This window comes from Leptolyngbya sp. FACHB-8 (assembly GCF_014695575.1).
Taxonomy (GTDB): domain Bacteria; phylum Cyanobacteriota; class Cyanobacteriia; order Elainellales; family Elainellaceae; genus Vacuolonema.
Map to the genome: position 1 here is coordinate 1 of NZ_JACJOO010000062.1, position 23,374 is coordinate 23,374.

General features: G+C 51.9%; 18 protein-coding genes. 7 read left to right on the forward strand and 11 right to left on the reverse strand.

Annotated features, from left to right (window positions below; translation table 11 throughout):
- Positions 1-210: 210 nt before the first annotated feature.
- Positions 211-1,746 carry a hypothetical protein gene (locus H6F91_RS15575; protein ID WP_190789396.1) on the reverse strand — a complete coding sequence of 512 codons (1,536 nt, stop codon included), beginning with the start codon at positions 1,744-1,746 and terminating at the stop codon, positions 211-213.
- 343 nt (positions 1,747-2,089) lie between these two features.
- Positions 2,090-2,797: an MBL fold metallo-hydrolase gene (locus H6F91_RS15580; RefSeq protein WP_190772212.1), complete on the reverse strand. Its 708-nt coding sequence runs from the start codon at positions 2,795-2,797 to the stop codon at positions 2,090-2,092.
- A 944-nt stretch (positions 2,798-3,741) separates the two neighbouring features.
- Between H6F91_RS15580 and H6F91_RS15585 the strand changes: the two genes are divergently transcribed.
- Both H6F91_RS15585 and H6F91_RS15590 read left to right on the forward strand, forming a co-directional pair.
- Positions 3,742-5,232 (forward strand): site-2 protease family protein, encoded by a 1,491-nt coding sequence (locus H6F91_RS15585; RefSeq protein ID WP_190772213.1) that lies wholly within the window; start codon positions 3,742-3,744, stop codon positions 5,230-5,232.
- A gap of 46 nt (positions 5,233-5,278) precedes the next feature.
- Positions 5,279-5,827 (forward strand): hypothetical protein, encoded by a 549-nt coding sequence (locus H6F91_RS15590; RefSeq protein ID WP_190772214.1) that lies wholly within the window; start codon positions 5,279-5,281, stop codon positions 5,825-5,827.
- On the opposite strand, the gene thrC is transcribed toward H6F91_RS15590, so the two are convergent.
- Complete coding sequence (thrC, locus tag H6F91_RS15595; RefSeq protein ID WP_190772279.1) at positions 5,790-6,884, reverse strand: threonine synthase; 1,095 nt, start codon at positions 6,882-6,884, stop codon at positions 5,790-5,792. The two genes, H6F91_RS15590 and thrC, sit on opposite strands and share 38 nt — an antisense overlap.
- 635 nt (positions 6,885-7,519) lie before the next feature.
- Between thrC and H6F91_RS15600 the strand changes: the two genes are divergently transcribed.
- On the forward strand, positions 7,520-7,726 hold the full coding sequence (locus tag H6F91_RS15600) for a hypothetical protein (RefSeq protein WP_190772215.1): 207 nt from the start codon (positions 7,520-7,522) through the stop codon (positions 7,724-7,726).
- Positions 7,727-8,064: 338 nt separating this feature from the next.
- On the opposite strand, the gene H6F91_RS15605 is transcribed toward H6F91_RS15600, so the two are convergent.
- On the reverse strand, positions 8,065-9,387 hold the full coding sequence (locus tag H6F91_RS15605; protein ID WP_190772216.1) for an ABC transporter substrate-binding protein: 1,323 nt from the start codon (positions 9,385-9,387) through the stop codon (positions 8,065-8,067).
- A 913-nt stretch (positions 9,388-10,300) separates the two neighbouring features.
- On the opposite strand from H6F91_RS15605, the gene H6F91_RS15610 reads away from it, so the two are divergent.
- Positions 10,301-11,083 (forward strand): Tic22 family protein, encoded by a 783-nt coding sequence (locus H6F91_RS15610; RefSeq protein ID WP_190772217.1) that lies wholly within the window; start codon positions 10,301-10,303, stop codon positions 11,081-11,083.
- The gene (gene prmC, locus H6F91_RS15615; RefSeq protein WP_347280043.1) at positions 11,061-12,029 is read left to right on the forward strand and encodes a peptide chain release factor N(5)-glutamine methyltransferase; all 969 of its coding nucleotides are present in this window, start codon (positions 11,061-11,063) and stop codon (positions 12,027-12,029) included. The genes H6F91_RS15610 and prmC overlap by 23 nt, the downstream gene beginning before the upstream one ends.
- Positions 12,030-12,031: 2 nt before the next feature.
- On the opposite strand, the gene H6F91_RS15620 is transcribed toward prmC, so the two are convergent.
- Positions 12,032-12,487, reverse strand: coding sequence for a hypothetical protein (locus H6F91_RS15620; protein ID WP_190772218.1), 456 nt, complete (start codon positions 12,485-12,487; stop codon positions 12,032-12,034).
- A gap of 163 nt (positions 12,488-12,650) precedes the next feature.
- Between H6F91_RS15620 and H6F91_RS15625 the strand changes: the two genes are divergently transcribed.
- Positions 12,651-13,289, forward strand: coding sequence for an L-threonylcarbamoyladenylate synthase (locus tag H6F91_RS15625; RefSeq protein ID WP_190772219.1), 639 nt, complete (start codon positions 12,651-12,653; stop codon positions 13,287-13,289).
- A gap of 14 nt (positions 13,290-13,303) precedes the next feature.
- Here the strand turns inward: H6F91_RS15625 and miaB are convergent, their stop codons facing one another.
- The 3 genes from miaB to H6F91_RS15640 form a co-directional block, all read right to left on the reverse strand.
- Positions 13,304-14,659, reverse strand: a complete 1,356-nt coding sequence (gene miaB / locus H6F91_RS15630; protein ID WP_190772220.1) for a tRNA (N6-isopentenyl adenosine(37)-C2)-methylthiotransferase MiaB — start codon at positions 14,657-14,659, stop codon at positions 13,304-13,306.
- 75 nt (positions 14,660-14,734) lie between these two features.
- Positions 14,735-16,363 (reverse strand): NF038122 family metalloprotease, encoded by a 1,629-nt coding sequence (locus tag H6F91_RS15635; protein WP_190772221.1) that lies wholly within the window; start codon positions 16,361-16,363, stop codon positions 14,735-14,737.
- Positions 16,364-16,597: 234 nt separating this feature from the next.
- Complete coding sequence (locus H6F91_RS15640) at positions 16,598-17,599, reverse strand: hypothetical protein (protein WP_190772222.1); 1,002 nt, start codon at positions 17,597-17,599, stop codon at positions 16,598-16,600.
- Between the two features lie 541 nt (positions 17,600-18,140).
- Between H6F91_RS15640 and H6F91_RS15645 the strand changes: the two genes are divergently transcribed.
- On the forward strand, positions 18,141-19,211 hold the full coding sequence (locus H6F91_RS15645) for a 3-deoxy-7-phosphoheptulonate synthase (RefSeq protein WP_190772223.1): 1,071 nt from the start codon (positions 18,141-18,143) through the stop codon (positions 19,209-19,211).
- Between the two features lie 228 nt (positions 19,212-19,439).
- Here the strand turns inward: H6F91_RS15645 and H6F91_RS15650 are convergent, their stop codons facing one another.
- From H6F91_RS15650 to H6F91_RS15660, 3 genes are all read right to left on the reverse strand, one after another.
- Positions 19,440-20,612, reverse strand: a complete 1,173-nt coding sequence (locus H6F91_RS15650) for an aminotransferase class I/II-fold pyridoxal phosphate-dependent enzyme (protein WP_190772224.1) — start codon at positions 20,610-20,612, stop codon at positions 19,440-19,442.
- A gap of 53 nt (positions 20,613-20,665) precedes the next feature.
- On the reverse strand, positions 20,666-21,625 hold the full coding sequence (locus tag H6F91_RS15655) for an EamA family transporter (protein ID WP_190789397.1): 960 nt from the start codon (positions 21,623-21,625) through the stop codon (positions 20,666-20,668).
- A gap of 180 nt (positions 21,626-21,805) precedes the next feature.
- Positions 21,806-23,134, reverse strand: a complete 1,329-nt coding sequence (locus H6F91_RS15660; protein ID WP_190772226.1) for an LLM class flavin-dependent oxidoreductase — start codon at positions 23,132-23,134, stop codon at positions 21,806-21,808.
- Positions 23,135-23,374 lie beyond the last annotated feature (240 nt).

Below are 23,374 nucleotides of genomic sequence, written 5' to 3' on the forward strand. Positions count from 1 at the left end.
TCAGATCACGCAGGGGATGTTTTTGGCGACGGGTCATAGCAGGGCACCCAAGGGTTCCCTACTATCTTGACAGCCGCCTATAAAAAATGGCGATATTCGAGTCAAATGACCCACTAGTAGGCTGCGGCCTAAGTTTACATCCTATGTTTTTGTGTGGGGTGCTTCGCACCCCACACAAAAACATAGGTGATGGATTTCCGCCTCAGCGTACTAGCTGGATTGAAGATCAGCCAGGAAATCAAAATCGACCAACAACTGCACCAATGCCGGAACTGCCTCGGCTTCCCTTGTCAGAATATCTACCGCAGTGCCTTCCAAGAGAAAACGCAACTCAGGGGTTGCACTTTCGATCGCCGCCATCACGCGGCTCTGCCACTGCTCAATCAGGCAAGGTTGGCTACCACCCAAGCGGCTAGGAAGTTGAACTACTACATCCGGCTCCAACGGAAAGACATCAGGTTCCGGCATGTGACCGGTTGCTAAATCAAAGTACCAGTCATGCTCAGGTGTGCTGACCTTAAGAGTTAGCAATAAGCGCAGCAGTCCAGACTGCCAGGCCTGCCCGGGTTGCAGCAAGCGACAGCGCAGCCCACCAATGAGATACATCACCTCATAGGCACTGCGACTCACACACCAGAGGAGCCACGGCAGCAGATCCGCTAAGGGCACGCCCGCTTCTGCTGGGCGTTGGGCGAGAAATGGAGGAGCAGATTCGAGCAGATTGGCCACTTCACAGGCATTCTGTACCAGCAGTGGCAGGATATCGTCAGCCAGCGGTGGCAAGTCGGCCTGGGCCATGTTTTGGTAGGCCGACAGTTGCGGAATCAAGGTCGCCAGGTATTGCTGTAAAACAGTTGTGCGGTAAGCCTCTAGCCACACCGTATCGGTAAATTTGAGAATCGGCACTGATTGGGGCAGGGCAACCGCAGCTCGGGTCACTTCATAGTCAGGGATAAATTCCAACCCCATCTTTAATTGCAGGGTACCTGTCTGCCAACGATGCTGAGGGGTCAGACCTGTAACCGCAACTCCATTGAGAAAGCTTAGAACTGCTGGAGTTGTCATCCGAATTTGTTGGACAAAGCCTTGCAACAGTTCCCCAGCGGGACGGGGTTCAGTCATGGGGTACCCTTCCAGCAATTGAATAGGAACGGTAGTATCCAGGGTCATTTCCGGAGGATGGTGAGTCACCAGGTCAATCGTTTGGCTATGGTCAGCAATCCGAATCTGGAGCAGAGCCGTCATCCGAACGATGCCATGAGATTCTCGAGGCGATCGCCCATCCTCCTGCACAATAGCCCGTACCCCCTCCAGCAGCCGCATTACACCATAAGCGCTGCGAGCAATACCCCAGAGCAATTGCGGGGCAAAATCCTCTGCTAAGCAGTAGTTTTGCCACAGGTCTTGAGATAACCAGGATTCGGCCCCTTCACTGGGTCGACGGGAAAAGCTATCCAGGGTAGATTCAAGGGCATCCAGTAAGTCACTAGCCTCCTCGAAGACGTAGGGCAGCAAATTCTCTGGTGTAGCGGGGCGATCGGGATCCCATCCACCATCGGGCGATCGCACCCCCTGAACAATTTCCACCAATTGCTGCATGGCGGCTAAAACCTGGGTTGCCTGCCGCAACCTTGGTACCCGTTGATCTGGCGATGCTGTAATACGCAGCACCCAGGAACTTAAATCTGGAGTGGCTTCCGCCTCGGAAGGTAATACAGAATCAGTGGGTACCAGAAAATCAGTCATAGCTCACGGCTCAAGGAGGCTTAATTTCAGCATTCCCCTCTTTCCACCGAGCCACGCGTTGCATCCGCCGACTTCGCGCAAATCTTAATTTTGCAAAGCTTACAATGCAGGAGCTATGCAATCTGCACGTTATAGCGCTGTGCACGTTAAGTACAGCAACGGTGGTGTGGGGCACTTCGTGCCCCACACCACCGTTGCTGTACTTAACGCACTTGCACATTGCTATATACCAAATCAATGTGAAGCTGCGGAGAGTGGTGTGTGGAGCGTAGTGCCACACACCACTCTCCGCAGCTTCATAAAAGCGCTGTAAAAACGGTATGAGTAATTTTTGAAGCAACCCTTACAACCCGGGTTGCATGCTCCTCAAACTCTCCACGTCCAATTGGCCCAGCCGTTCGTAAGCCTGGTCGATCGCCCGCTTCCCCCGCAGAAAACCCGTGTTCGCTCCGGGGCAAATCCACTGCAATGTTTCCGACGAAAACTCTCGCTGCAACCGCTCCAGGCTACGAAGTTGGCGGGGCCAGTGAAATGTCTTAGAAACCCGCAGAGGAACGGGATCACCTGCCTGGTTGGGCAAAAGATGGCGTCCTGTAAACAGCAGTCCACCTTGTAAGGCGTGATAAAGACAGGACGAACCTGGAGAATAACCCGGTGTCCATAGAGCACAGCTGGTAGAACTGATTTGAAATTCATCAGAAAAGGGGGTTACAGGAATACCAGGAAGCAAATAGGCTTCCTGTTCCTGAATTAAAATCTCGCAGTGAAGCGCATTGTTCCATTCCCGCACATGGGCATGGGCTGCACGATGGGTTAGCAGCAGCCAGCGCACCCCTCCCTGTTCCTGCAAAAAGGCGACGTTGGTTTCATCCCAGGCCGGGCAATCAACCAGAATATTGCCTGTTGGCTCCACCACCAGGTAAGCCGTTCCTCCCATGGTGTTGCGATTGGGCGGAAAGGCAAACACCCCCTCTACAACCAGGCGGGGAAGTTTCCCTGAGCCCACTGCGGGAGGTTGAAGCAAGTCAAATTCAGTCGGTCCAGATGCCATAACCTTGAAAATATAGTTTGCCTGAAGGAGTGCCGAGAAGGGTTGCGCTTTTGTAGGTTGTGCGAATACCCATCAACAGCTCTGAAAATTCCAACCCATATTAGCCCTAAACAGGCTTTTTCCCAGCCTTTCAAACTATAACGGTTTACGACTCAATGCATTGGACGAAATTATCCTTAAGCTGAAAGTTAATTGAGTTAAGTTAAGACCCACAGCGCTTTGCGCTTGAATCAGCCACGTTTTTTTGTGAGAACCGGGCTCCGCACGGCTCTCACAAAAACAACTAGATTTTAAGCATTTGAAAAGCGCTGTAAATGCACCAGAAGTAAGTAGCTATAAGCATCAACCATTTAGATATTAAATACTCAACAAGCGAGGAACGTTGTTTCCATTTACCTCCAAGAAAACATCTGTTTCTCTTGTAACAATACTCTGGACAGTTTTTCTGAAACCCTTGATTTTGCGTGCGCGAAGCGCACGCAAAATCAAGGGTTTCAGAAAAACTGTCCGAACTAATGTTGTAAGTAACCTCAACTCGGTCTAATTAAAATGGGCTGTTTCCAGAGGCAGGCGAGGTGTGCGCCTCGAAAAAGTCCATAATCCGAACTCAGGTTAGTAAAGCGACTTATTTCACTGGGTTAAACTGTGGAGCGGTTTTACCTGGTGAGGAGCTTACCTCCGAGTTTTTCAACCAGATTTGGTATAGTAAGCAGCTTAAACATTTTTTTAAGTAGGGCTAATTCTGTATGAGCTTTACCAATATAGAAGTAATTCTCACAAAACTGCCCAAAGCATTGATGAAATGGCTCAGGGTGAAAAAGCTATCATGATCGAAGAGGTGTATCCCCTATCTAGGGTGATGACGTGCATCTTAAAACCGATTAAATTCAGTGGGGTACTTAACTGCCGCTGATTCATAGCCCTCTTAGCGCCCACTAGATAGCATGGCTTGGTTCCTTCTATTAGGAATATTAGGACTCTTCACCTACTTCACGGTACAGCGGAGTGTGGCGACTATCACACGCACCCCTGTATGGCTGTTGTGGTTGGTGCTGATGACCCCCGCTCTAATCTGGACGGGGTGGATCCTGATGAAAGGTGAAGAAGCTCAAATTCCTACCATTCTATTATTAGGGCCCTTCGTACTTTGCCCAATTCTTTATTGGTTTTTGATCCAGTGGGGCCGTCCCGTCTCACCGCCCCCATCGGAGACATTAACCTCTACTCCTGAAACCATTCCCATCCCCCCTGCTTCCCTCGACCCAAAAGGCATTATCAAACCCATCAACCGCGAAGAAGAAGCAACTCTACACACTTGCTTTCCCTGGACGGTTTATTACCTACAAAATGTCGAGTATCGCCCCCAGGCTTTGATTTGCCGGGGGCAATTGCGCGCTTCGCCCGAGGTAGCCTATCAAACTATCCGCGAGAACATCGAAATGCGGTTTGGCGATCGCTTCCTCGTCATCTTTCAAGAAGGGGGCAACGGCAAACCCTTCTTTGCTCTGGTTCCCAATGTACAGGCCAGACGGGGAGATGCAGCCAAGCGTTCTGATGGACGTCCTATTGTAGCGCTGGTGCTGTCGGCCTTAACGTTGCTGACCTGTACTCTGGGGGGCATCGTCCTGTTGGGCAAAACTGCTGAGGAATTGCCTGGGGATGCATCAGTTTTACTGCTTGGCTTGCCCTACGGACTCGCTTTGATGACCATCCTGGGTATCCATGAAATGGCTCATTACCTCGCAGCCCGTCGCAATGGCATGCGGGCCACATTGCCTTACTTTATTCCAGTACCCCCTACAGGAGTTTTTCCGTTTGGTACCTTTGGGGCGTTTATCCAGATGCGATCGCCCGTTCCAGACCGCAAAGCTTTGTTTGACGTCGGCATTGCAGGGCCAATGGCAGGTTTTCTGGCCTCCCTTCCCTTCCTATTTTGGGGGCTGGCGCACTCAACGGTTGTTGATCGTACCGAAACCTCCAGCATTCTTAATTTCAACTCGTTTGATCCACAGTCATCTCTGTTGCTGGCGATTTTGAGCCGATTGGCTTTGGGGGGCCAGTTAGCAGCTCAACAGACTATTGATCTGCATCCTGTGGCGATCGCCGGTTGCATTGGCATTGTCATTACCGCCCTGAATCTCATGCCAGTTGGCCAGCTAGATGGCGGCCACATCGTCCATGCCATGTTTGGCCAACGGATGGGCGCAACAATTGGTCAGATTGCCCGGTTGTTGGTGTTATTTATCTCATTTGTGCAGCAGGAGTTTCTGTTGTGGGCTATCCTTTTGCTATTTATTCCCGCCATGGACGAGCCAGCCCTGAATGATGTAAGCGAGTTAGACAATCGACGCGACTTTTTTGGCCTTTTGGCACTTACCGTCCTGGTCGTTATCATTCTTCCGGTTCCTCCGTTAATGACACGACTGTTGTTTTAGGCTCTCACGTTTTTTCACCTATTGGATTGGATCAGGAGCACTGGAAATGTCCCACGATGTCCAGCAATGGTTAGGGGAAATTAAGAATTTGCAGCAGAAGCTGGAGGATGCCCACAAAGAGCGAGATGGGGCCTTCGCCAGCGCTATGAATTGGCGCGAACTCTATCAAACTGAAGCTCAGCAACGACGTACGGAAGCAGCCCTCTCTCAACGCAAGATTGAGGAATTGCAGGACGAGCTAGAGCAGCTCCAGGGAAACCCTCCCCTCCCACCCGTAGCGACCGACCCCAGCGTGCCCGAAGCAGTACAGGAGTTGGTGAGTACATTAAAAACACCTGACGAGCTGCGTCAGGCGTTGACAAAGGCATTGATGGAGTGCGATCGCCTGACCCGCGCAATCAAAGCAGAGCAGGAAACCCATGCCCGTACTCGCCGAGAGCTAACGGCCGCCCTTGGGGATACCGTGGATCAACTGACCCGGGTACGAGGAGGACACCTGGTTAAATCCAGCGTCCCAACCCAGGTCAGTGGAGAGAGTCACGGGAATGAATCTGCCCCTAAAACCCCATCGTACGAACTACCGATTCTAGAGTAGGCGCAATTCCAGCTTTCACCTGGTTTTCGCAGTGTTTGATGGCGGTGTCGGGGTCTTTCAGACCGTTGCCCGTCAGCACGCACACGATCCGTGCGCCCGTGGGCACCTGATCTTTTACCTTCAGCAAACCCGCTACCGAGGCAGCACTGGCTGGTTCACAAAATACGCCTTCTTCCGCAGCCAGCAATCGATAGGCTGCCAAAATTTCTTCATCCGTGACCGCATTGAACTGTCCCTGGCTGGCTTCCTGGGCGGCGATCGCCTTCGACCAACTGGCAGGGTTGCCGATCCGGATGGCTGTGGCCAGCGTCTCAGGATGCGGGACTGGAGATCCACCCACCAGGGGAGCTGCCCCTGCGGCCTGGAAGCCCATCATGCGGGGTAAGCGTGTGCTCTTGCCAATTTGGTGATATTGGCAGAAGCCCATCCAGTAGGCAGAAATATTACCTGCGTTGCCCACCGGGATGCAGAGCCAATCGGGGGCATCGCCTAATACATCGACAATTTCAAATGCTCCGGTCTTCTGACCTTCCAGGCGATAGGGGTTAACAGAGTTCACCAGGGTAATAGGATAGTGCTCGGCTGCATCCCGCACAATTTGCAAAGCCTGGTCAAAGTTACCTTGAATGGCCAGCACTTCCGCCCCATAGAGCAGGGCTTGAGCCAGCTTACCTAACGCTACATACCCATCGGGAATTAGTACGAAGGCCCGCATTCCACCCCGCCGCGCATAGGCCGCTGCGGAAGCCGACGTGTTGCCCGTGCTGGCACAGACGACCGCTTCTGCCCCGGCCTCCTTCGCTTTGGAGATGGCCATGGTCATCCCCCGGTCTTTGAAACTGCCTGTGGGGTTTAAGCCATCGTATTTGACGAAGACTTCCACCTGCCGACCAATCTGGGCAGCGATCGCCGGGGCCGGGATCAGCGGTGTGTTGCCCTCATGGAGGGTAATGACCGGAGTCTTGTCGGTTACCGGCAGGAAGGGGCGATAGGTCTCAATCAGGCCACGCCAGCCCTGATAAGAGCTGTTAGCGGCGATCGCAGGTTGGGGATACATTTCCCCGCTCGGAGCATCAATACTTACTGTCACGATACGTCTGCCAATCTACGAGAAACGTTGAAAATCCTGGCATTAGTCAGGATAGAACAGACCAGCCCCATGTAACACATCGGGTTGATTGCTGGGCAGGGGTCGTCAGAACGAAACAGAACCCGATGAAGGGCAACGTAAATACCCGAGTCTATGCCCCATGCCTATCAGTCCAGTCTATCGCGACTCTACCAAGCCACTCAAAATCGATAGCTTTTATTACAGCGTTTTTTGTCTTTTTCGGCTTTCGGGATCCAAATAACAGCAGTTCTCAGTATAAAATCAGCCCCAAAAACCGCTTGCCGAAGGCAAGCGGTTTTTGGACTTCAAAGCCAAGATTGCGCGCCCGTCGGGAGCCCAATCTTGGCTTTGAAGCCCATCATGAGAACTGCTGCCCAAATCAAGGAATTTTTATGTGTACAGAGCCCACATAAAATTTTCCTGATTTGGCGTCATCGCCCGAGGATTGTGTCTATAGGATGACGCAAAAAACACTACCAATTGCGAAACTGCCACAGACCCCGGTTTCAGGAATGCAGCTTTCACTACAATCAGAGCCGAGGTTTGAGATACAATAACCCTCGTGGCGTGAGTAAGTACAAATGACTAGTCAAACCCTGGTATCGAATTCTTCTGTTGATGCTGCTAGCCAATCCAACGTCGCAGTTCTGACGCCTGCGGCTCCCCGGCTTCCCTACAGCAAACCGCAGCAAATTGAGTTGCTCCATCTACAAGCCGAGGCCGATGCTCTGCTTCAGCAGCTCCAAATTCTAAAACAGCAAAAGCAGCTGGCAACAGTTGGTCAGTAAGATTTGTTTGAGTTGAATCGAGTTGGCGATCGCTATTATCTCTACCAATAGCTAGCCTGGAGGTTTCGCCCTCAAACTCGATGCTCAATTGAATGAATTAACCGAAGTGTTCATCTAAAGTTCCTTGGGAAGGTGCCTCTGGCACCTTTTTTCTTAAATACAGAATTTACATATTTCTATTGGGTATGGCGTGTTACATGCCATACCCAATAGAAAGCCATCAGGTCTAGCAATTTTGCTCCGGTACAGCGCAAAGTATTTAATACGGGGTGTTTTGCGCCCCATATTAAATACTTATCAGCCCATTTGACTAACTGGAGTGGATGTCAGTAGAAGCGTTAGCCACCCACATTAATGGTTGACTCAACCTTCACCTTGCCATCGTCACCGATCGTCCATACATCGTAGCTACCGACCACATCACCTTGAGCGTTGAAGTCTACGGTACCGCTGGCTCCCTGATAATCGATGTCGGTTCCAGCCCGTACTAACTCCAGACCCTTGCAGACATCCGTTACGACCTCACCCGGAGCATTGGCCACTTCATCCAACTTGGCTTCAATGTCAGCTCCCCGACCCGACTTAGCCGCTTCCGCTGCTAAAACCAGGATTGCTGCGGCATCCCAGGAGTTAGGATCGTACACGTTGGGAGCACGGTTAAACTTCTCTTGATACAGCTTTGTAAACGCATCGATTGCCGGGCCACCCGCGCTTGGGGCAGTACCGATGACACCTGTGGTGATGAACTGACCATCCGAACCTTTGCCAACATTCTCTGCCAGCTCGTCACTCTTCATCCCATCGGTCAGGAGTACTTTGGTGTCACCCCCCAGCAACCCCTGCTCGTAGGCCGACTTGAGGATCAAGCTGCCCGTTTCCAGGTAACCGATGACCAGTACTGCATCGGGCTTGTCACCAAAAGAAGACTGCAATTCAGAGTCAAAGGTCGTCGCGTTTTCAGCGTACTTGGTGGGGTTGTCTTTATTCACAACCGTGCCACCCAACGCCTCAAAGGCAGGCACAAAAGCTTCTAGCAGACCATTACCGTAGTCATTATTAATGGCAAGCACAGCGACAGTGTTGAAGCCTTGCTCCCGAGCCAGTTGGGCGAGTGCATCCCCCTGGAACGTGTCGGGGGGAGCCGTTCTCGCCCAAAAACCCTTGAAGTCGCCATTCTTGGCCCGATCGGTGAAGGAGGGGCTGGTGCTGGAGGGAGAAATTTGCACCACCTGATTTCGTACAGCAATATCTACAGCAGCACTGGAGACGGCACTACCTGCAGCCCCAACCACCGCACCAACCCTATCCACTTCGGCCAGTTTAGTCATACCAGCCGCCCCTGCTGCTGGGTCCGTCTGGTCATCCTCTGAAATCAATTCGATAGGCTGGCCCAAAGCCCCGCCACAGCTATTGGTCGTATCTACTAATAAATTGATGCTATCTTGCATGGTTTGCCCGTATTGGGCCAGGTCTCCCGTCAGCGGCATCAAGCTACCCAATTTGAAGGGGCCATCGGCAGATGCCGCCGCAGGACTCGCAGAAGCCGATGCTGCTGGAGACTCAGCCGTAGAGGTGTTATTTTGGCAGGCGGTTACTAGAAGGAGGAGGGCGATCGCACCCCCCTGACCCAAGCGAGCAAACCAGCGAATGGGGCTATTCATAGGTGTCCTCGAAACAATTACAAAAAAAGTACGGCAGGTAGAAAGTGAAATACTATCGCGCCAGTAAGGGATTCGGGTGGAATCACCGAATGCAGATTCGGATACATAGCATAGCGGGTTCGAGAATGTTTGCAAAGCTGATGGTTTGCACGCAAGATGCACAAACAATCAAATTTGAAAATATTCCTACAGGCCAATCTTATGCTTCCAGTAAGTCGGTGTGGGTCGTGTTCTAAACGCGTGGTGAAAGGAACGCGAAGTGCTCCTTTCACCACATCCCATCCACGCGTTTGAAACACGACCAAAATATAGATCAGTTGAGTGTATTACAAACCACTCATGTATAATTCGTAGCCAAATTCTGTAACTCAGTTCATTGCTCATCTAAGAACTATCAGAGTAGAGTTTTCCTTCACCCAAACTTTCCTCTGATATTCGATCTGATATTAGAAGAGAAACCTTTTACCCGCCTCTCCGTCTACTTTTTGTAGGGGATGACGCAGTAACAAGGATGACTTCAATGTGAACCTGCAACCGTGGGCTTGCGCTTTGCCAGGTGGGAACCCAAGAACTAATTTTTGAGTTTTAGCATCGTTTTGAGAATGCGTTGATTAGTCTTGCATTCTCGATCTCGTGCTGACAAATTTGCCCCAATTAATATTTTTTATAGGACAGCCTTTGAGTTCAAAAGCTGTTCATAAAAAGGGTTGGGCATTTTGATTGGGGCGATCGCCACCTGCTACACTGCCACAGAGTCATAGCTGAAGTTTCCGGACTGTGCTACAAGTACTAAGAATTCCTAAGAGTTCCATACCGCTGGGATTTTGAAACTTGTTCTCGTCGTCATTAGGTTTAATGCGTCGTTTTCCAGGCCAGGTATTTGTTGTTTTTCAGGCATAGCCGAGGAGTCGTTATGAAACGTTGGACTCGTTGGGGTCTCAGGCTAGGGTTAGCGGGCAGCATCTTGCTGGGAACCCTCATCACCGCAGCCCATCAGGTTTTAGCATTAACCGATGAGCAGGTTGCCGCTCGACTCCGTTCTGTTCCCGTATTTGCGATTACTACCCCCGATGGAGCCCCCCTCGTCAATACGGTTACTCGTGGGGATCAAAGTGTCGCTGTGGCCGAGGTTTATATGAACTGGCAGGATGCTCAGGCATTCCTGGATCAACTGCGGCAAGCCAACCCCGACCTGGCAGGCCAGGTTGCTATCAAACCCCTTTCTCTGGGAGAAATTTTCCGTCTGATTTCGGAAGCGCCGGAAGGAAGTAATGTTCCTCGGTTTAGTCTGGTTCCTGGAGACGCTCAGGTGGCAGCGGCTCGTACCTTGTTGCAAGAGCAGGGCCAAGCTGCAGAAGAATTTCAGGGTGTGCCGGTGTTTTATGCCGAATCCACGCAGAATGGCGGCGGCTACCTCACCATTACCCAGGGTGAGAATCAGGTAATCCCCCTTTACTTCCAGCAGCAAGAGGTGCAATCGTTGCTGTCCCGGGTTTCTCAGCAGGATCCCTCCCTGGCTAACACAATGCAAATTCAGGTCACGACCCTGGAAGCATTGATCAGTGTGTTGCGGTCTGAAGATGATCCCTCCCTGAACAATCTGTTTCTGGTGCCACCGACCGAGTCCTTGCAATATATCCAAGAAGAGTTCGGTGGGCAGCAGGCAGCTCCTGGTGCAAACCCCAGACAGCGGTAAGGGCAACATCGTGAGCCACGCTCCTGACAATACCGATCGCCCTGAGGCCAGTAGAGCCGAGTATTCCATTTCGGGCTCTACCCTCTGGCAATGGCATCAGTTGGCTCAGGAGCAGGCGATCGCCGCTCACATCCCTCCCTATGAAGTGGATTGGCTTCTGCAAGAACTTGCAGATTTAAATGGTTTAGAGTTACGGCTGGGCACGTTGCGCGATCGCCCAGCCGTATCTTTATTCACCTCTTTGGAAGCGTTGCAACAACTCTGGCAACAACGCCTTACCGAGCGGGTACCCATTCAATATCTGGCGGGGCGTACTCCCTGGCGACAATTTTCTCTGCGGGTGACTCCGGCTGTTCTCATCCCCCGCCCTGAGACTGAAGAAATTATTGATTTGGTTCTAAAGCTGACGTCCGACCCAGAATTTCACAGTGGGCACTGGGTGGATCTGGGAACGGGGAGTGGGGCAATCGCTCTGGGCCTGGCTAGCATTTTTTCCCAAGCTCATATTCATGCCGTGGATGTAAGCCCAGAAGCATTAGCGGTGGCCAAACAAAATGCGATTGAGAATGGCCTGGGTGATCGCATTCAGTTTCATCAGGGGGAGTGGTTTTCGCCTCTCACCTCTCTGCATGGCCAACTGTGTGGCATGGTATCTAACCCGCCTTACATTCCCCGAGCCGTTATTACCACGCTAGAACCAGAGGTGATGGATCACGAACCTCATCTAGCCCTTGATGGGGGCGAGGATGGTCTAAACGCGATCCGGCACCTGGTCCATGTAGCTCCGAATTACCTGAAGCCAGGGGGAATTTGGGTTATTGAAATGATGGCCGGGCAGGGGGTTGATGTGGCTGAGTTATTGCGTCAAAACGGTCATTACCAGCAGATCGCCATTCATCATGATTTATCGGGCAATGAGCGTTTTGCTAGCGCCCAAAGAGTTTGATATCAATCCTGCGCCCAGAGGGTTTGGCCTCGATCCATCTCTGGCGGATACTCCCCCGTTTCCACCTGATTACGAAGCGTGTCGCGATCGCCCCAGTTCACCAGCTCTAAATACGTTCGCCCAACTCCCAAGCATTCCCCCACATCGTCGTAGACCTCTAACCAACCATCATCTCCATCGGTTGAGGCCATGATGGTGTAAACGGGGATGCCGTTGATGGGCAAATGGGACAGAGACACAGTGCCGATATCCCGCTCCACTAAGTTCTCCTGGTAAAAACGGTAAGCCTCTTCTACAGCAGCAGGTAACTGAGCATCAGCGGCCTGAATGCGTTGAGCCATCAGGTTAAGCGATCGCCCCACCTCTCGCCCTTCCTGATAGGCCTGATACCGCTCTTGCCAGTAAGAATGCAACTCTTCTGTTAGCTGTTGCCGTACCTGTGCTGCCTGCTCACTCATAGCCAGTGTTTTCCTCAATAGACATCCCAAGAAATTTGGGTGGCGGCGTATCCATTCAATCTGCTGTCATTCATTGTGATACAGCAATCCTATTATTAGTTGTGAAGGATGGGGCAGGTTGCACCCGCCCCACCCTTCACAACTAATTTCATCCATCAATTCAATGGCACAGGTTTCATTCAAAACTCTGGTGGAAGCGGCAGAGAAGGGCGATCGCCTGATCAGCTTTCCCACTGACACGGTTCCTGCCCTCGCAAGCCGCCCTGACGCTGCTGCCCTCATTTATGCCGCCAAACAACGCAGCGAAACCAAACCCCTCATTCTCATGGGTGGCGACCCAGCGGATTTATGGCCCTATGTAACCGGAACCGATACAGAAAGGGCCATATGGCAACGCGTTGTAGATACTTACTGGCCGGGGGCGCTGACCCTGGTGTTACCTGCGAGCGATCGCCTCCCCTCTGCCATGAACCCTAGCGATCCAACCACCATTGGCATACGAGTGCCGAATCGAGCGATCGCCCGTCATTTGCTCCGCCACACAGGACCACTCGCTACCACCAGCATCAACCGCTCCGGGAAACCACCCCTCCAAACCATTGCAGAGATTAACGAGCAATTCCCAGAGGTGTTGACCTTTGCACCAGCGGAATTAGAAGCCCTGGAAGGGAGTTTGGCAGACAACCTGGGCAACAAAGCTGCAAACTCTGGGCAGCCATCTACTGTGGCGAAATGGACAGAGGATGGCTGGCAAGTGCTCCGCGCAGGAAGTATTGCATTGTCCGCAGATGCTGGGCGTTAATCATTCAGCATTGCTTATGCGATCGCCATTTCCAACGCTGTTCCCGTCAAGCTAAACGCTCGCACTTCGGTAATCTGCACTTTCACCAGTTTGCCTCGCAGCGCTTCGATGTCGCCATTGAAGAAGGTGAGACGATTGGTGCGCGTGCGGCCCATCACCTGGCTGGGGTCTTTGGGGTTTTGGTCTTCTACAAGGACTTCTTCGATGCGGTTTTGGTAGCGTTGGGACCGTTCCGCTGCTTTGGTGGCAACCAGGTGGTTGAGACGTTGAAGGCGATCGCTCTTCACCTCCTCCGAAAGTTGATTTTCCCACAGCGCAGCCGGAGTGCCTGGGCGAGGAGAATAGGCGGCGGTATTCAGTTGATCAAAACCAACCTCTTCTACCAACCGCAAGGTATTTTCAAACTGCTCCTCGGTTTCACCCGGAAAGCCGACGATGGCATCTGCGCTGATAGCCGCATCCGGCATATAGCGACGAATAGTATCGATAATCCGCAGGTACTTCTCGCGGGTGTAGCCTCGTGACATGGCCTTCAGCAGCGCATTATCCCCTGATTGGAAAGGAATGTGGAAATGCTCGCACACCTTGGGCAGTTCGTGGCAGGCGCGGATCAATCGCTCCGTAAAGTAGCGGGGATGGCTAGTGGCGAAGCGAATACGCTCTACGCCGGGGACATCATGGACGTAGTACAGCAAATCTGTGAAGGTGTGCAGATGGCTACCATCAGGCTTGCTACCGGGCAAATCGCGCCCATAAGCGTCGATGTTTTGCCCCAATAGGGTCACTTCTGGATAGCCCTGCCGTCCCAACTCCTCCATCTCGGCACGAATGGCTTCGGGCGTGCGGGATTGCTCAACCCCACGCACATTAGGCACTACACAATAGGTACAACGTTCGTTACAGCCATAAATCACATTTACCCAGGCGGTAATCTTGCTATCCCGACGGGGCTTGGTGATGTCTTCGTAGATATGAACGGGTTCCGTTGCCACTACCTGGTTACCCTGGAACACCTGTTCCAGCAAGTCTTCCAGTCGATTGGCGTGTTGCGGTCCCATGACCAAATCCAGTTCGGGTACGCGGCGCAGGAGGGCTTCCCCTTCCTGCTGGGCCACGCATCCGGCCACGACCAACGTCAGGTCAGGTTGCTCTTGCTTACGTTTGGCCTGCCGCCCCAGGTAAGAATAAACCTTCTGCTCGGCATTGTCGCGGATGGTACAGGTGTTGTAGAGAATTAAATCTGCATCATCAGGCGTTTCTGACCATTGGAAGCCCATGTCTTCCAGGATGCCAGCCATCCGTTCGGAGTCTGCTTTGTTCATCTGGCAGCCGAAGGTGGTGATGTGATAGCGACGAGCGTTACGGGTCATAGGGCGCAGAAATAAGGCAGACCATCGCTGCCGGAATATCCTTATTGATTATAGGCGTTGGAGATTGCGCAGCGCTTAAGTTGTTCTGGCATCCCAACCAATTACATCCAGAGCCGTCATATCGGTTTGAGAAATCGGGGCAGGCTGACCCAGAAAAGGAGCCAGCGTCGACGACATAATCCCGGAAGCGTCATCATTCCAGTGGCCCGGAAAAGTGCTGTTGCCGTGGTAAATTCCGGTGCCAAAGCTGCTCAGGCGGGTTGTCCCTCCATTAATTGAAAAGAAGGCATCATGGGAACCCACCGTCCAATCGCGCACACCTGCCCCTGCCGCCATACTGTCCGAGGAATAGCGGAACAGGTCGAGGGTATTCACCCAGGTCCACTGATCATCAGCCTGCGTGTTGCTCTGATCCAGGGCATCGATACCACTAGAAAAACCAAGGATATGGCCAATTTCGTGAGCCAAAATTCCAACCAAATCCACCGCACCAGAGGCGATGCCATCCTTCCGATTCGTATCCCAGGCATAGCCCGACAGCCCCGACTGGGGCATCAGCATCACGGCATCGTAGCGGGAGTCACCCCCTGCAAAGGTACCCGCTGGAACTCCTTGAGCCAGGTTTAACCCCAACGCCTTCGCGTTAGCCGTCGTCATCCGGATGAGTCGGTTGTTAGCATCCCCATCGTTATCCAGATAGGGCTCAGCACTGCCGGAGCCGTTGGGGTTGTCGCTGGTGTAATTCATCAACAAGTTTAGAGCCGGGCTATTCGGGAGAGATTGCAGAGCGATCGCATCCCTCCCTGATGTTCGATCGCTCACCAACGCCTGCCGTACCTGGCTATAGGTATACTGCACCAGCGTAGAAGCCCCACCGGCCACATCGTTATCAAATTGGAAGTGAATATTGACCTGCACATCATCCGTCAACCGTTGTGACCACAACTGCCCCGCTTCCTCCAGAGCATTCCGAAATGAAGGTGGCACTCCTTCACCATAGGTAAAGTTGAACCGCAGTTTGGAGGGTGTCGGTAGAGCCGCCGCTCTTAGATCTAACTGATAAGCGCCCCTGGCATGAGGACTTCGCGGAGCTACCCGCACAAAATAGGTGCCAGGAGCCACTGTTTGCTGCACCAGGTGATTCGTCGTTGGCCATTGATGGAGCACAGCACCGTTGCTCCATAACAGTTGCAGGCCCAGGTCAGCCGTTGGGCGATGCAACATCAGTGACAGACGGCTACGGGTATTCACCTGAACACGGTACCAATCCTGGCGATCGCTCCCCCCAATCGACTCCCGCACTTGCCGACGCCCCAACGGCCCCAGATAGCGAGCCTGGTTCCGGCGATCGCCTGCCAAATCTGGCACAGCCGACATGCGCAGATTGTAGGAGGTGCTGCCGTCCACCCGAGACACTTGCAAGTAGTAGGTACCCGCCCCCAATTGCTGTTGAATTTGCTCTGCTTGCCGACCTGGACGCTGGGCAGTAGCCACCCGTTGCCCCCGCTGGTTGAGCAGCAACGCATTGGCCCCTGCCCTTAAGCCAGACAGAGCCATTTGAAAACTGCTGTGCTGGGCCAAGCGAAAGCGGTAGAAATCATTGCGGTCAGTGTGACTGAGGGAATCGCGGAAAGTTTGCGATCGCGAATTCAACGCCACTCGTCTGGCTGTATCAAAGCTATTACCAGCCCGGTCTATCGTCATATATTTGTCGTCAAGTGTTAAAAAACGACCATTCCCCCAACTCCGACAACCGGAAAGGGGCCTCAATCGAAATTTTTGAGCGTGCTTAAATCAAGGCGTTAGACCACAATTAAGCATCGGTGAAAGAATGCAACGCCCGGTTTTCTCAAGAATTTTTATGGCACCCGGCTCATCGGGCCATGCCAATTCTGCTGCACCCTACTCTTCCCCATGCGGCGTGCAAAATTCCATCGATTACTCATCAAGCAACGCAACAATTTCCTCTACCGTGAGGTTTGAAGGAGTGTTCCAGGGAGAACCGCCAACGGTACGACGCCCACCCCAAGAGCCTGCTTCGGGGTCTTTTTCCTGCTCCGCCCGGCTGAGTCGGTCGAAGGTTCCCTGGGTGAAATCGAGGGTGTCCTGTTTGGGATGCAAGGGAATGCTGCCGAGCGTGTATTGCGTTCCACCAGTCCGGTGATCCCGAATGGTAATGGCTTCTGGACGCAGCTTGGTCGATGCGTTATGCAGCCTGGGAAGAGCCTGGTAAAACGATCGCGGATCAATTCCATGGCTCGTACTGGTTTGGTCACAAACCGCAACATCCCCTCGGTCTGTAGTGATAAAGCGAATACGGTTTTCGTCGATCAGCATCTGGGTATCCGCTTCCATCTGTTGCCAATAGTCGTCAGCCTCGCCGCTTTCACCAGGGTAGGGGCGATCGCCCTTCGCTGCCTCAATCAACCACTCCGTTCCCCTCCGAAAGGCTTCCGACGAATACGCCTCCCAATGTTCGTCCTCCCATTCCTTCCGCTCATGGGGCAACCCCAGATCAGAGGCAATACCCTCACTGGAGTTCTTTAGGGCAACCACAGCCTTGGCCGCAAACTCAGCATAGGGCTTCAGATCATCGGGGACGGTGAGATGGTCGCAATCCCAGGCGATCGCTTTAAATCTGGCGATCGTTTCGGGCGTTAGCACCTCACGGGGTAACTGTACCCAGGCGGCTGCACAACAGGCATCCGGATCAACCATGGTGGTGACAAAACAGGGAGAAGCGTCTGTTGCCCGTTCTTCGATGAGTGTTTTCGTTTCTGGCATTGGAATTTCGTCCATCTGCACAGCTGCCCCACCTGAACGGTGATGATCCCAATGCAGATCGCCTGGTTTCGCCTCCCAATCCGGCACCGTGCCATCCACCATGACAATTTGATGATCGCGCGGGAGACGCTCGGCTTTGGTGGTCACGAGGTACATAGGGTATCGGCAAATAGGGGAATACCCTAAAGATTAGAAATAACTCAGCCTAAAAACACCCTCCTTTTAGTGGGTCTGGCAAGATGTCCACCCCACCAGCATCCAGAACTGTAGCCAGCGTCAGGCAACATTTAGTCTGGACAGTTTTTCTGAAACCTTTGATTTTGCGTGCGCTTTGCACACGCAAAATCAAAGGTTTCAGAAAAACTGTCCGGAGTATTGAGGTAACAAGAGCTTTGGTGACCCGGCATGCTTCGCACGCCGCATTACTCTCCTAACGTTTATTTTGTGAAGCACTAGATTTGGTGTATGAAGAATACACGTAAAATCTAAGATTAAAAAAATGGTCTATTTCAAATCCTTATGAAGCTAGAGTATGGCGATACGTGCCTTCCATGAGGATTTGTGCAATCTAGTGTAATTTTTCAAAAAAGTTTGTTGTCGTTGAGAGGGTTTATAAGTCAGAGTCAGAGTAGAAAACAAACCTGATAAGCTGCCAAGGGGAGATATCAGGTTTTTTGTTAAAAAAATTACAAATCAAATGCGCCAAACCCACGACCTGCACGTTGTTGAAACTTGTCCTCTGTTAAACCCGGACTTCATTCATCGGGAACTTCCCATTACAGAGGGCGTGGCTACTCTCGTAGCGGATACCCGCGATCGCATCCGCAACATTCTGCAAGCGGAGGATCAACGTCTGCTGGTGATCGTTGGTCCCTGTTCTATCCACGATGTGCATGCGGCCTACGAATATGGTCAGAAGCTGCTCAAGCTCCGCACTGAGCTGTCTGATCAGCTGGAAATCGTGATGCGAGTCTATTTTGAGAAGCCTCGCACCAATATTGGCTGGAAAGGGCTGATCAACGACCCCCATCTGGATGGCAGCTACGACATTAACACAGGTCTACGTTTGGCCCGGAAATTGCTGCTCGACCTGGCTCAACTGGGTCTGCCTGCCGCCACAGAGTTACTTGACCCCATCATCCCCCAATATCTGGCCGATGTTATCTCCTGGACAGCTATTGGGGCTCGCACCACCGAGAGCCAAACCCACCGAGAAATGGCTTCTGGTCTCTCCATGCCCGTCGGCTTCAAAAATGGTACAGATGGTAGCCTTAACGCGGCTGTGAACGCAATGCTAGCGGCTAGCTCCCCCCATCACTTCCTGGGAATCAATTTCCACGGCCTCGCCAGCATTGTGACCACAACGGGCAATCCCGACACCCATATTGTTCTGCGCGGAGGCAAAAACGGCCCCAACTATGACGCGGCTTCCGTTGAAAAGGCGGCAAAAGAGCTGGCTCGCCACAAGTTGAATCAACGAGTGATGATCGATTGCAGCCACGGCAACTCTGACAAAGACTACACCCGCCAGGCCGTTGTTCTACAAGACATCGCCAACCAGATTCGGGCGGGTTCCTCCTCCGTCATGGGTGTCATGGTTGAAAGCCATTTAGTGGCGGGCAACCAACCCATTTGTGCCGATCTGTCTCAACTGACCTACGGCCAGAGCATTACTGATGCCTGCGTAGACTTTGAGACAACGGCTGAGATGCTACGCTCCCTGGCAGAGGCGGTGAAGGTACAGACCTCCCCAGTTCCAGTTGCTTAATTTGAGTTAATTTTTTGTGCGTGTAGCACAAAAAATTAACCACTGTCAGCGAATTGTGGAGCTGTCAGGTTCTGGTACTAATTTGATTTGAGAAGATGCGATCGCATTTCATTGATTGCGATCGCATTTTTATTAGCTCATACGAATACCCAAACCAATATTGGGTGGTGTAGGATGCAAAGCACCCCAGACCACCCAATATTGGTTGATTTCTGCTATACAGTCGAGTTAATGTTTCAGTTTCAACAGCTTTTCTTTCGCGGCTTCTAACGTTTCAGGGGTTTTGCTAAAGCAGAAGCGAATGAGCGATCGTCCCAATTCCGGTTGGCTAAAGAAACTGGAACCGGGTATTGCAGCCACACCAATTTCCTGAATTAAATAATAGGTAAACTCAACGCTGTTCGTGTAGCCAAACCGCGAAATATCCGCCAACACATAGTAAGCGCCTTGCGGCTGAAAGTAAGGCACATTGATATCGTCTAATAACTGTGTGATGAAACGTCGCTTCGCTTGATAGGTTGTGGCTAAATTCTCGTAATACGTGGGGGGAAGTTTCATGGCTGCAACTCCGGCCCGTTGTAGAGGAGAGGGTGCCGCCACCGTCAAAAAATCATGGATTTTACGAATCGCGTTTGTTAATTCAGCGGGAGCCAGAATGTATCCCACTCGCCATCCCGTGACGCTATAGGTTTTAGATAATCCGTTGATGGTGACGGTGCGATCGCCCATTCCCGGCAACGTGGCAATAGCAATGTGTTCGGTGCCGTCGTACAGAATGTGTTCGTAGATTTCGTCAGTAAAAGCTAATACATCCCATTGCTGGCAAAGTTCAGCAATCAGCGTCAACTCGTCGCGGCTGAAAACTTTGCCCGTGGGATTGTGTGGTGTGTTGACGATAATGGCTTTGGTGCGATTGCTAAAAGCCCGTCTCAACTCAGCCTCGTCAAATGTCCAGTCAGGTGGATGCAAGGTGACATAGCGGGGAGTTGCGCCCGCCAGGATTGCATCAGGGCCGTAGTTTTCATAGTACGGTTCAAAAACAATCACCTCATCTCCCGGCTCAACCAGGGCCAGCATTGTTGCCGCCATAGCTTCCGTTGAACCGCAGGTCACGGTAATTTCCTTTTCGGGATCAATCGTTAAGCCCAAATACCATTGCACTTTGTCAGCAACGGCCTGGCGAAACAAGCGATCGCCCCACGTAATGGCATACTGATTCACATCCTGCGTGATCGCGTCACAGGCCGCCTGCTTCAGCTCTGGAGGGCAGGCAAAATCTGGAAATCCTTGCGCTAAGTTAACCGACTGATGTTGCAACGCCACTCGCGTCATTTCACGAATGACCGACTCGTTGATCTGGTCTGCTTTGGCCGATGTTTTTTTCTTCTGAGAATAAGCCATTTCAATTAACTCAGCGTGAAGGGTTCAAGTCGTGTACCAGGCTCAGGCCGTATTTAGGATTGCGATCGCCGCATTAATACGCGTTCACTACTGAGCAGCACAATCCCTACAGTAACGACCAAAATTCCAATCATCTGAACAACATTGAGCGTTTCATGAATCACAGCCCAGGCCAGAATTGTTGTGATGGCTGGGCTACTGGAGTTAATCATGGAGGCAGTCGTTGCACCAATCATCCGAATGCCAAGATTATGCATCACGTGGCCTGAAAAGCTGAATAATCCAGATAACAACCCACCAATCCACAGGGGAGTCCAATCCAGTTGTCCATCATGCGCTGGATAAACCAACAGACTCAGGCCTGAGAGTAACAAGGTCATGGCAAAACTCATCCACGTAAACGACACCGGATGCAGTTTCTCAAAAACCTTCTGAGCCAGCACGGAGTAAAACGCATAGATGACCCCAGAACTAATACTGGCAACCACCCCGATCGCCACCAGAGGCCCATCAGCCATGGCTGACGATTGAGGAATGGTCAGCACGGTACCCAACAGAATGATGCCAGCCACTCCCCATTTGAACAAGGTGGGGCGATCGCCAAAGAAGCGCCAGGATAACAAAGCGGTAAATACCGGATACGTGCTGAACAGCGTCAGAGCAATACCAGCCGGAATGGAACCGATCGCAACATACAGAATTGAAATATAAACAAACATCAGAACACCACAAACAAGCGTTTGGGCCAGAAGTTTCCGGCTATCCGGCAAAAATAGCTTCTGAATGTCTTTCGTGGCATTGGGATGCAACTTGGGTGCCAGGGATGCCATGAGGGGAACAACCAGTAACATCCGCATGAACATCAAAAGAAAAGAGTTATGAAACGTGGGGGCTACATAGCCTCCCAATGAAAATAACCCTAGAAAGACCTGATGAGAGAATAGAACTCGAACGACAATGTTATGTAATGTCAGAACAAATGCCGCCAATAAAACAGTCAAAATTCCAATCACAACATTGATGGCTTAGTAGATGGAAAATGGAATCAGCAGAACAGCTGTGGCAAACAAAATTTTTGGCTGTTAAATCGAAACTCAACTTCACAGACGGGTTATTCCATTAACCCGTGCAGGCAGGTTTAAGCCAAGAGTTGCGGTTTATCCACCTCTCCGCTAACCGATGTTGTGTTCACGTCACTGCTCAAAGAAGCGGTTGGCAGGGCGTGGCAAGCCAAGGTTTTCGCGCAGCGTTTTTCCTTCGTAGTCTTTGCGAAAGATACCACGCCGCTGAAGTTCTGGAATCACCTGATCGACAAAATCATTCAGCCCTTCCGGCAGAAAAGGAAACATCACATTAAAGCCATCCGATCCTTCTTCCATGAGCCATTGCTCCATGTCATCGGCGATCGTCTGGGGCGTACCAACAAAAATCAGCCCACCATAACTGGCAGCTCGTTGGGCCAGCTGGCGAATGGTCAAATTTTCACGTTGGGCCAGGGCAACGATGCGATCGCGCCCCGTCTGGCTACCATTTGTCTCTGGAATTTCCGGCAACGGCCCATCCGGGTCAAAACCGGAGACATCATAGCCCAGTGCCAGATTCAGACTGCTAATCCCACTGTCGTAGTGTATCCGACTATCCAGGTGAGCTTGCTTTGCCTGGGCAGCTTCGACCGTTTCGCCCACCACGACCAGAACACCCGGCAAAATTTTGATGCTGTCAGGATCACGACCAACAGCCTGGGCACGACGTTTAACATCTGCAAAAAATGCCTTACCAGCCTCTAGCGTGTTAACGCCTGAAAAGATCACCTCGGCCGTTTCAGCGGCCAGTTGTCGTCCCGCTTCCGAAGCACCCGCCTGAACAATTACAGGATAGCCCTGAATCGGCCTGGCGATGTTTAAGGGCCCCCGCACCGAGAAATATTTTCCCTTGTGATCGAGAATATGCATTTTTGCCGGATCGAAATAAATCCCTGCTTCCACATCTCGGATAAACGCATCATCGGCGAAGGAATCCCAAAGCCCTATCACCACATCATAAAATTCACGAGCCCGCTTGTAGCGTTCACCGTGTTCCATTTCCTCCTCCAGGCCAAAGTTCAGCGCAGCGTCTGGATTGTACGTCGTAACAATATTCCAGCCCGCACGGCCACCACTGATATGGTCAAGCGAGGCAAAGCGGCGAGCAACGTGATAAGGCTGGTCGTAGGTCGTTGAAGCAGTGGCGACGAGCCCAATATGTTCGGTGACGCCAGCCAGGGCGGAAAGCAGGGTGAACGGCTCAAAGGAAGTCACAGTATGACTCCGCTTCAGGGCGTTAATGGGCATATTCAAAACCGCCAAGTGATCGGCCATAAAGAAGGCGTCAAACTTGCCCTGCTCCAGTTTTTGAATGAATTGTTTGAGCGCCGGAAAGTTGAAGTTGGCATCAGGCAACGCCCCAGGATAACGCCAGGCACCCGTATGGATGCTAACCGGACGCATAAACGCCCCCAGTTTCAACTGTTTTGAACGAGTCATTCACCCTCCCATGCACAGCCTACGTAACACCAGTTTAAAAACCAAACCAGTTAGATGTTTGTAAGGGAATGGCCCGGAGGGCCATTCCCTTACAAACATCTAACTGGGCTTTATTCCAGTGTACGTGCACACATTAAATGCTGGATTCTCAACAGGCGCTTCTACTTCTTAGCCATATCTGGCGATCGGCTCAACTACTGCACAATAAAAAATAATTGTCAACCTGCCTGAGGTCGACTT